10 protein-coding genes are annotated in these 9282 nt (G+C 72.8%); 6 read left to right on the top strand and 4 right to left on the bottom strand.

The genetic code is table 11. The features are described from left to right. Window positions 1–93 precede the first annotated feature (93 nt). Window positions 94–621: a hypothetical protein gene (locus E2651_RS36920; protein ID WP_135335636.1), complete on the bottom strand. Its 528-nt coding sequence runs from the start codon at window positions 619–621 to the stop codon at window positions 94–96. Window positions 622–977: 356 nt separating this feature from the next. Next, on the bottom strand, window positions 978–1787 hold the full coding sequence (locus tag E2651_RS36925; RefSeq protein ID WP_135335637.1) for a methyltransferase domain-containing protein: 810 nt from the start codon (window positions 1785–1787) through the stop codon (window positions 978–980). Window positions 1788–1962: 175 nt separating this feature from the next. On the opposite strand from E2651_RS36925, the gene E2651_RS36930 reads away from it, so the two are divergent. From E2651_RS36930 to E2651_RS36940, 3 genes are all read left to right on the top strand, one after another. Further along, entirely contained in the window at window positions 1963–3582 is a 1620-nt protein-coding gene (locus tag E2651_RS36930) for an ATP-binding cassette domain-containing protein (protein ID WP_135335638.1), read from the top strand. A gap of 82 nt (window positions 3583–3664) precedes the next feature. After that, entirely contained in the window at window positions 3665–4258 is a 594-nt protein-coding gene (locus E2651_RS36935; protein WP_135335639.1) for a TIGR03086 family metal-binding protein, read from the top strand. Between the two features lie 98 nt (window positions 4259–4356). Then, entirely contained in the window at window positions 4357–5376 is a 1020-nt protein-coding gene (locus tag E2651_RS36940; protein WP_245239455.1) for an AraC family transcriptional regulator, read from the top strand. A gap of 242 nt (window positions 5377–5618) precedes the next feature. On the opposite strand, the gene E2651_RS36945 is transcribed toward E2651_RS36940, so the two are convergent. Then, window positions 5619–6023, bottom strand: coding sequence for a CBS domain-containing protein (locus E2651_RS36945; protein ID WP_135335640.1), 405 nt, complete (start codon window positions 6021–6023; stop codon window positions 5619–5621). 141 nt (window positions 6024–6164) lie between these two features. On the opposite strand from E2651_RS36945, the gene E2651_RS36950 reads away from it, so the two are divergent. Both E2651_RS36950 and E2651_RS36955 read left to right on the top strand, forming a co-directional pair. Then, the gene (locus E2651_RS36950; protein ID WP_135335641.1) at window positions 6165–6377 is read left to right on the top strand and encodes a hypothetical protein; all 213 of its coding nucleotides are present in this window, start codon (window positions 6165–6167) and stop codon (window positions 6375–6377) included. A 215-nt stretch (window positions 6378–6592) separates the two neighbouring features. Continuing rightward, entirely contained in the window at window positions 6593–7390 is a 798-nt protein-coding gene (locus E2651_RS36955; protein ID WP_135335642.1) for an RNA polymerase sigma factor SigF, read from the top strand. Between the two features lie 10 nt (window positions 7391–7400). Here E2651_RS36955 and E2651_RS36960 read toward each other — a convergent pair whose 3' ends face one another. Continuing rightward, complete coding sequence (locus E2651_RS36960) at window positions 7401–8540, bottom strand: PAS domain-containing protein (RefSeq protein ID WP_135335643.1); 1140 nt, start codon at window positions 8538–8540, stop codon at window positions 7401–7403. A 79-nt stretch (window positions 8541–8619) separates the two neighbouring features. On the opposite strand from E2651_RS36960, the gene E2651_RS36965 reads away from it, so the two are divergent. After that, window positions 8620–9282 (top strand): GAF and ANTAR domain-containing protein (locus E2651_RS36965; RefSeq protein ID WP_135335644.1); only part of this gene is annotated, 663 nt, incomplete at its 3' end.

Here is a 9282-nt window from a genome sequence, read left to right on the forward strand (position 1 = left end):
GGGGAGTGGGGTGTGGGGACGGCGATGCGGCCGTTGGATGTGCGGGGCTGTACGGGTATCCCGGAGCGCGGCGGGCAAACGGCCCGACCCCGGCTAGCGGGTGCCGGACGGCCTCTTGGCCGGTGTGCCGGACCGCCCCCTGGGCCGTGTGCCGGACCGCCCCTTGAACCAGGCGTTGGCCGCCGGTGCGAACATCAGGGCCAGTGCCACGAGCACCGCGCTCAGATGCAGGACGCGGCTCGCGCCGAACAGCGCGTCCATCACCCCCAGATCCCGGAAGGCGTCCAGCGGTGAGTGCCCGTCGGCCAGCCACTGGACGGGGCCGATGACGAGGGACAGCGTGCCGAACCCGCCGAGTCCCACGGCGAGCGCCCACCGCGCCCAGTTCCGGCCGTGCCGCAGCTGGACGGCGAGCAGGACGGCCACCGAGAACACGGTCATCCGCAGCAGCAGACCGCCCGCTGTCTCCCCGGCGGTCGTGTCCCCGTCGGCGATCAGACCGCCGACCGCGAGCACCGTCTCGAAGACGCCCGCCGCGACCGCGGTGATCCACAGGGCGAAGGCGGCGTGGACGGGCGGGGGAGCGGAGGACTCACCGCCGCGCGCCGGCCGGGACCGCATCGGCTTCGGGTGCCCTGAACGCGTTTCGTACGCCATGGTGTGCCTCGCTCGCTTCCGTAGGACCGGGACCTGTCCCTGAATCCTTCCGGCGCGGGCAGCGCGAGGCACGCCCGTGAGCCCCCGGACCGGGGTGTCGTCAGCACCCCTGCGAACCCTGCGGAAACCCCTATGACCAGCGGGCACGCACCCCGTCGTGACGGAGCGCCGACGCTCCGAGCCCCGTCGGGACCGAGCCGGGCCCGCGGCGTGAACCGCGGCTTCCCACACACCCATTACCCGCAGGGTGATCGGGTGGGTGGGAAAGATCCGCCGCGAAGCGGCGCACGGTTGCCGCTGTCAGGACCGCCCCGCGGCCTTCACTTGCGGCAGAGGATCTCCCCGTGCAGCACCGTGAACCAGCCGTCCTCCCGCTGCCCCCACTCCCGCCACGCGTCGGCGATGGTCCGCAGCTCCGCGGCGTCGGCGTGCCCGCCCCGCACCGCGCGCTCCGCGTACGACGAGGCGACCGTGCGGTCCGCCCACAGGCCGCTCCACCAGTCGCGCTCCGGCGGCGAGGAGTAGCACCAGGTGCCCGCGGTCGCGGTGATGTCGTCGAAACCGGCCTCCAGCGCCCAGGACTTGAGGCGCCGCCCCGCGTCCGGCTCCCCGCCGTTCGCGCGGGCCACCCGCCGGTACAGGTCGAGCCAGCCGTCCAGGACGGGGGACCGCGGATACCAGGTCATCGCCTCGTAGTCCGCGTCGCGCGCGGCGACGATGCCGCCCGGCGCGCAGACCCGCCGCATCTCGCTCAGGGCGCGCACCGGGTCGCCGACGTGCTGGAGCACCTGATGGGCGTGGACGACGCAGAACGAGTCGTCTGCGTACGGCAGGTCATGGACGTCGGCGACGGCGAACTCGACGTTCGTCAGGCCGCGCCCTGCGGCCGTCGCGCGTGCCTGGTCCAGGATGCCGGGCGCCTGGTCGACGCCCGTGACACGGCCGTCGGGGACGAGCTCGGCCAGCTCGGCGGTGATGGTGCCGGGGCCGCAGCCGATGTCCAGGACCTTCATGTGCGGCTTGAGCGAACCGGCGAGATAGGCGGCCGAGTTGGCGACGGTCCGCCAGGTGTGGGAACGCAGCACGGACTCGTGGTGTCCGTGCGTGTAGACGGCGGTCTCCTCCGGCATGACGGGAACTCCTTCACGTTCGCTGCCGCTTGCTGCGGTGATCCGACCGTACGTCGCCATGTCGAATAATGAGACCCACGTATCAGTATGTGGTCAAAGGCCGTTGGCGGGGCGGCGACCGGCGACCGGCAATTGATTTGCTCTCCCCGACCCCCGCCGCTGACAATGCGTGACCATGGGACATCTTGAGGCCGCGCACATCGAGTACTACCTGCCGGACGGGCGGGCGCTGCTCGGTGATGTCTCGTTCCGCGTGGGCGAGGGCGCCGTCGTCGCCCTCGTCGGGGCGAACGGCGCGGGCAAGACCACCCTGCTGCGGCTGATCTCCTCAGAGATCCAGCCGCACGGCGGCACCGTCACCGTCAGCGGCGGGCTCGGCGTGATGCCGCAGTTCGTGGGGTCGGTGCGGGACGAGACGACCGTGCGCGAGCTGCTCGTCTCCGTGTCGTCGCCCCGCATCCGGGAGGCCGCCAAGGCCGTGGACGTCGCCGAGCACGCGATCATGACCGTCGACGACGAGGCCGCGCAGCTCCAGTACGCGCAGGCGCTCTCGGACTGGGCGGAGGTGCAGGGCTACGAGGCCGAGACGCTGTGGGACATGTGCACCACGGCCGCACTCGGCGTCCCCTACGACAAGGCCCAGTTCCGCGAGGTCCGCACGCTCTCCGGCGGCGAGCAGAAGCGCCTCGTCCTCGAGGCCCTGCTGCGCGGTGGCGACGAGGTGCTGCTCCTCGACGAGCCCGACAACTACCTCGACGTACCCGGAAAGCGCTGGCTGGAGGAGCGGCTCAAGGAGACGCGCAAGACCGTGCTCTTCGTCTCGCACGACCGGGAGCTCCTCGCCCGCGCCGCCGAGAAGATCGTCAGCGTCGAGCCGGGCCCCGCGGGCGCCGACGCCTGGGTGCACGGTGGCGGCTTCGCCACCTTCCACGAGGCGCGCCGCGAGCGGTTCGCCCGCTTCGAGGAACTGCGCAGGCGCTGGGACGAGAAGCACGCCCAGCTGAAGAAGCTGGTCCTGAACCTGCGGCAGGCCGCGGCGGTCAGCCATGAGATGGCCTCGCGGTACGCCGCCGCGCAGACCAGGCTGCGCAAGTTCGAGGAGGCCGGACCGCCGCCCGAGCCGCCGCGCGAGCAGGACATCACCATGCGGCTGCACGGCGGGCGCACCGGCATCCGGGCCATCACCTGCAAGGGTCTCGAGCTGACCGGCCTGATGAAGCCCTTCGGCCTGGAGGTCTTCTACGGCGAGCGGGTCGCCGTGCTCGGCTCGAACGGCTCGGGCAAGTCGCACTTCCTGCGGCTCCTGGCCGGCGGCGACGTCGCGCACAGCGGCGAGTGGAAGCTCGGCGCGCGCGTCGTGGCGGGCCACTTCGCGCAGACCCACGCCCACCCCGAGCTCTTCGGCCGTACGCTCCTCGACATCCTGTGGCGCGAGCACGCCCAGGACAAGGGCCCCGCCATGTCGCGCCTTCGCCGGTACGAGCTGACCGGCCAGGCCGAGCAGCGCTTCGAGCGGCTCTCGGGCGGCCAGCAGGCGCGCTTCCAGATCCTGCTCCTGGAGCTGGAGGGCTCCACCGCGCTGCTGCTCGACGAGCCCACCGACAACCTCGACCTGGAATCGGCCGAGGCGCTCCAGGAAGGGCTCGAGGCGTACGAGGGAACCGTTCTCGCCGTGACGCACGACCGCTGGTTCGCCCGCTCCTTCGACCGCTACCTGGTCTTCGGCAGCGACGGCCTGGTACGCGAGACGCAGGAGCCGGTGTGGGACGAGCGACGGGTGGAACGCAAGCGCTGAGCGGCTCTGCCGCACCCCGAAGGAGCACGGGGCCCGGCCGCGCGCGGTAGCGCCCCCGGGCCTCAGGAGGACAATGGCGGGTATGGCAGACACGACTGGCAAGGCCGCACACCCGCTCCTCGCCCGGCACGCCGCCGCCCTCGAAGTCTTCACCGACCGGGTGCACGAGGTCCGGGCCGACCAGTGGGACGCGCCGACGCCGTGCACCGACTGGTCCGTGCGCGATCTCGTCAACCACCTCACCGCCGAGCAGCTGTGGGTGCCCTCGATGGTCAGGGACGGCGCCACCATCGCCTCCGTCGGCGACACCTTCGACGGCGACATGCTCGGCCCCGACCCGGTCGCCTCCTGGGACACCGCGGCCGCCGCCTCCTACGAGGCGTTCGCCGAGCCGGGCGCCCTCGACCGCACCGTCCACCTCTCCTTCGGCGAGACCTCCGCCGTCTTCTACTGCGGACAGATGATCACCGATCTCGTGGTGCACGCCTGGGACCTGTCCCGGGCGATCGGCGCCGACGAGCAGCTCCCGGACGACCTCGTCGCCTTCTCCGCACGCGAAATCACGCCGTACGCCGCCGACTTGGAGAAGAGCGGCCTCTTCGCACCCGCGGTGGAACCGCCGGCGGGCGCCGATGTACAGACCAAACTGCTGAACCTGCTGGGGCGCAGGGTGTGAGGACGACGTCACCTTCACCCTGACCGAGAGACCCCGTACGCTGCGCATTTGGAGCAGAGAGCGTTCTCTGCGCCCGTGCTGGAGGAGCCGCGGGGAGCATGGAAGATCTTGCGGGAGCGAGGGTGGGCACGGATGGGCCGCGGGTGAGCGCGGAGCCGCTGAGGATGTCCTGCACGACCGGGGACGTCGACGAGGCGCGGGATGCCATCGGCGCCGCGTTCTACAGCAACTTCATGGATGTCATCGACGGACCGCGTACCTTCCGGGCCGAGTTCGACGTCGGACAGCTCGGCGAGCTCACCCTCGGGGAGCTGAGCTGCGGCGCCGATGTGCGGATGCGGCTCGGTGAACTGGGCTCGTACCACGTGAACATACCGCTGGGCGGGCAGATGCACTTCCGGCAGGGCGGCGCCGCGGGCGCCGTCGCGACGGCCGAGCGGGCCGGGGTGTTCCAGCCCGTCGGCGACACGGTGGTGGAGCGGTGGACCGGCGACTGCCGCATCCTCGCGGTGAAGATGGACCGCGATGCCCTCGAACGGCGCCTGGAACAGCTCCTGGGTCGCTCCTTCCGGGCCCCGCTGACCCTCGCGCCCGAACTCGACACCACCCGTGGCCCGGGACGCAGTTGGGCACGCCTCGTCATGACCGTCGTGGAGGACCTGCGCGCGGCCCCGGACGCGCTGTTGGCGTCGCCGCTGGTCGCCGCGCCGCTGCAGGAGGCCGTCCTGAACGGGGTGCTGCTCGCCGCCGATCACCGCTTCCGTGCCGAACTCGCCGCCCCGGCCCAGCGGTTGCGCCCGGCACCCGTCAAGCGTGCGATGGACGCCGTGCAGCAGCGTCCCGACCATCCGTTCACGCCCGCGGGGCTCGCCGCCGAGGCGCGGGTCGGTGTGCGCTGGCTCCAGGAGGCGTTCCGCCGCTACGTGGGGATGTCGCCGATGGCGTACGTGCGGGACGTACGGCTGAACCGGGTGCGCGACGAGCTGCTCGCGGCGGAGCCTGGCGCGCTGAACGTGAGCGACGTGGCGCACCGGTGGGGCTTCAGCCATCTGGGGCGGTTCGCCGAGCAGTACCGGGCCCGGTTCGGCGAGCTGCCGTCCCAGACGCTGCGCAGGTGAACGGCCGCGCGGGGGATGGGTGCGTTATCCGGACAGCGGCCGCGCTCAGCGGATCGTGGTCGCGTCCGCGCCAATTTATCGTTTCACCTGTCGCAGGCCGGGCCGGTCGCTGTCCGAGGGTCCATATCCCGCCCCAAGGGCACGACCGTGACGGACCTCCGGCGATCCGGCCCGGCGTCACGCGCCGGGCCGGGCCCGTACCGCGGGTCCGGTCGTTCCCCCGTGCAACCGGACCCGCACTCTCACCGGCCGGGCCGGGACCCCGCCCGGCCGGGTCGGACCGCCGGCGCCAGATCGCCGAGGAAGACCATCCCCACCGGCCGCCCGTCCTCCACGACCGGCAGCCTGCGCACGGCGTTCTCGCGCATCAGGCTCACCGCAGCCGACACCGCGTCGTCCGGCGTGACCACCACCGGGTTCGGGGTGCACACGGCGTGCGCGCTGACCGTGAGCGGATCGGCGCCGTCGGCGACGGCGCGCAGCGCGATGTCGCGGTCGGTGAGCACGCCGAGCACCTTTCCGTCCACGGCCACCAGGACATGCCCGATGTCCTGAGCGCGCATCACCTGTGCGGCCTCCACCAGCGAGGCGTCGGGGCGTACCGCCGCGACGCCCGGAGTCATGACGTCCCTGACGAAATCAGTCATGGCGAGCAGCCCTTCCCTGCGCGGATGCGTCGTTCCGCCCGCAGTACCCGCATGTGGCCGGTCCATGCGGGTTTGCGGGACGGAAGCGGGGAGACCCGGCCGACGACACCCCCCACGGGCATGCAGGGGAAAGAAGGAGCCATGGCGGTTCTCGCTGTGTTCATGCCGGTGTTGATGCTGGGCATCGTCCTGGCACTGGGCCGGTACGAGGAGTGGATGCTGCCGTCCGTCAAGAACGCCGGGACCATCGGGAATGTCGGGACCATCAAGAACGCCGGGACCATCGGGAATGTCGGGACCATCGCGAACGCCGCAGGACCCGAAGAGGCGGACGCCGTACGCCGCGTGCTGTGACGCGGCCGGGGCGGCGCCCACTCCCGCGGGGCGCCGCCCGTGTCCGCCCGGGGTGTTTGTCCCGCGGGGCGTGGGGCAGGCGAGTGAACAGTGCTTCGGACCTCAGGCACGTCCGTGGGAGCGGCTCGCGCGCCCCGGGTGTGCCCCGACGCGGCTGCGCGCATCCCACGGTGACTCGTCAACCCTAGGCGCCGACAAGGGAGTTGCGACGCACCATGCGATCCGACACACCGCACACGAAGGGTCACCCGCACAACGACGCCCCCGACACCGCGGCGGCCTTCCGCCGGCTCACCGAGATGCCCCACGGCCCCGAACGCGACGCGCTGCGCCAGGAGTTGGTCAGGGCCTGGCTGCCCATGGCCGAGCGGCTCGCGGGACGGTTCCGCAACCGCGGCGAAACCCTCGACGACCTGCGCCAGGTCGCGGCCCTCGGCCTGGTCAAGGCCGTCGACCGCTACGACCCGGAGCGCGGCAGCGCCTTCGAGAGCTACGCCGTGCCGACCGTCACCGGAGAGATCAAGCGCCACTTCCGCGACCACATGTGGACCCTCCATGTGCCGCGCCGCGTACAGGAGTTGCGCAACCGCGTGCGGTTCGCCCGGCAGGACCTGGCCCATACCGTCCCCGGACGCGCGCCGACCCTCGCCGAGATCGCCGAGCGGGCCCAGCTGTCCGAGGAGGACGCGGCCGCCGGCCTCGAGGCGCTCGACAGCTTCACGGCGCTCTCCCTGGACGCCGAACTCCCCGGCGGCGAGGACGGATACGCGCTGCGGGACGCGCTCGGCGGACCCGACCCCGCCCTCGACGTGGTCGTCGACCGGGAGGCCGTCAAGCCACGCATCGCGGCGCTGCCCGAACGCGAACGCGACATCCTCTACATGCGCTTCTTCGGCGACATGACGCAGAGCCGCATCGCCGAACAGCTCGGCATCTCCCAGATGCACGTCTCACGCCTGATCAGCCGCTGCTGCGACCGCCTGCGCGACCAGGTCATGCGCGACGCCGCCTGACACGCGGGCCTCAGGCGGTGCGCCGCAGGGCGAGCGCGATGTGACGTGACATCACATCGACGGCCTGCGCCTCGGCCATCGAGAAGGCGAGCCGCGCACCGCTCCTGAAGAGCGTGAGGACGCCCTCCACCGGACCGTCCGTGCGCGCGCTCAGCGGCACGCACAGCAGGGACGTCACCTGGGCGCGCACGAGGACGGGGGCGCCCGACGCGTCACGGCCGAAGGCGTCCGGGTCCTCCGGGCGGACCTGCAGCACGGGCGCACCGCCGCGCGCGGCCTCGACCACCAGGGGGCAGGCGCCCGGAGCCTGGGCGAGGACGTCGTCGACCGGTGCGCCCTTCGGCCCCATCACCGTCGTACGCCGCTGGTGCGCCGCCCCTTCGTCGCCGATCACCCAGTCGGCGAACCGCCCGTGCAGCACCGCGGCCGCCCGCTCGACGACGGCCGCCCGGTCCCCGGCCGGGGCGGTGAGCAGCGTGGCCGTCATGGCGTCCGCGAGGTCGAGAAGGGCCGCGTGCCGGGTCGCCTCGCGCAGGTCGGGCGCGGCGCCCTGAAGGGCCGTCTCCTGCGGCAGCGGGCGCGCGCCCGTCGGCTGCGGCTGTGGCTGGAGCACCACCAGGACCGCCGTGCGCGGCTCGGTCCCCGGCCGCAGCGCGGTGAGCGTCGCGCGGACCGGGGCGTGCGGCATCCGCTGGAGGTGGACGGTGAGGCTGCGGTCGCCCTCGCCGCGTGCGACCGCCGCCGTCTGCGAACGGAACGCGACCCGGTCGGCGTGCAGCAGGAACCCGGTGAGCGGCCTGCCGGTCGCGTAGCCCGCGCGTACGCCGGTGAAACCGGTCGCCGCGAAGTTCAGCCGCCGGACCACCGACTCCCGGTCGACCAGCGCGACGGGCAGCGGGAGCCGCTGGAAGATCGCCCGAAGCAGCCGCTGCTCGTCGCGGTCGGGGGAGCGGCCGCCGCCGAGCTGCCCGTCGGCCGCGAGCCGCTCGTAGGCGGGGCGCAACTGCTCGGCCACATGGTCGAGTTCGAAGATCGCCGCGTCGAGCACCGTGCCGAGGTCGCCCGCGGGGACGGAGCGGGCCGACTTCAACTCGGCGACGCGGCGCACGAAGTCCGCGAGCTCCTCGCCGAACTCCTCCGTCTGGGACATGCGTCGAACGTAGCCGCTGCGGCGGTTTTCCGGAGGGGCGTGCGGGCAGGCGAGAAAGGAGAGAGAGGAGGAATCCACCATGTCCCTCCTGCCCGAACCGGAACTGGAAGGACCGGAGTCCGCTCTGCCCGGGCGCAGGCTCTCGGAGCTCGCCGAGCAGGCCGTGCGCTGTACGGCAGCCTGCTGCGGGGCGGCTGCGACGGTCGCCGACAGCGCAGGCGAGCAGCCCGGGGCGGTGACCCACCCCGACCTCGCCGGACTCCTCTCCGTCCAGTTGCGCTCCGGCGAAGGGCCCATACCGGCCGCGCGGGAACGCGGGGCTCCGGTGGACTCCGGTGACCTCTTGCGGGACGAGCGGTGGCCCGAGTACCGCGCCATGGCACTGGACTCCGGCGTACGCGCCAGTGTCACGCTGCCTTTCCACCGCTCGGGGCTCACGGTGACCCTGAGCCTGTTCAGCTTCCGCCCCGGCACGCTGTCCGGGGCGCGGCACGGGCCCGCGCGGGCGCTCGGTGACCTCGCCACGGCGGGCCTTGTCCGCGACCGGCGGTACCGCGCGGCACTGAGCGAGGTCGACCAACTGGGCGAGGCGCTGCGGACCCGGCCGGTGGTGGATCAGGCCTGCGGCATCGTGATGCACGTACTCGGCTGCGGGGCGGATGAGGCGTTCGACGTCCTGCGCAGGGTCTCGCAGGGCTCGAACCGGCGGGTGTCGGAGGTGGCGGCGGGGCTGGTGCGGACG

Origin of the sequence: Streptomyces sp. MZ04 (assembly GCF_004684775.1) — a bacterium.
GTDB lineage: Bacteria > Actinomycetota > Actinomycetes > Streptomycetales > Streptomycetaceae > Streptomyces.

What these genes read in the sequence shown, in the direction of transcription:
- E2651_RS36920 (WP_135335636.1), bottom strand. Translation starts at nt 621, where the DNA reads ATGCGGTCCCGGCCGGCGCGCGGCGGTGAGTCCTCCGCTCCCCCGCCC.
- E2651_RS36925 (WP_135335637.1), bottom strand. Translation starts at nt 1,787, where the DNA reads ATGCCGGAGGAGACCGCCGTCTACACGCACGGACACCACGAGTCCGTG.
- E2651_RS36930 (WP_135335638.1), top strand. Translation starts at nt 1,963, where the DNA reads ATGGGACATCTTGAGGCCGCGCACATCGAGTACTACCTGCCGGACGGG.
- E2651_RS36935 (WP_135335639.1), top strand. Translation starts at nt 3,665, where the DNA reads ATGGCAGACACGACTGGCAAGGCCGCACACCCGCTCCTCGCCCGGCAC.
- E2651_RS36940 (WP_245239455.1), top strand. Translation starts at nt 4,357, where the DNA reads ATGGAAGATCTTGCGGGAGCGAGGGTGGGCACGGATGGGCCGCGGGTG.
- E2651_RS36945 (WP_135335640.1), bottom strand. Translation starts at nt 6,023, where the DNA reads ATGACTGATTTCGTCAGGGACGTCATGACTCCGGGCGTCGCGGCGGTA.
- E2651_RS36950 (WP_135335641.1), top strand. Translation starts at nt 6,165, where the DNA reads ATGGCGGTTCTCGCTGTGTTCATGCCGGTGTTGATGCTGGGCATCGTC.
- E2651_RS36955 (WP_135335642.1), top strand. Translation starts at nt 6,593, where the DNA reads ATGCGATCCGACACACCGCACACGAAGGGTCACCCGCACAACGACGCC.
- E2651_RS36960 (WP_135335643.1), bottom strand. Translation starts at nt 8,540, where the DNA reads ATGTCCCAGACGGAGGAGTTCGGCGAGGAGCTCGCGGACTTCGTGCGC.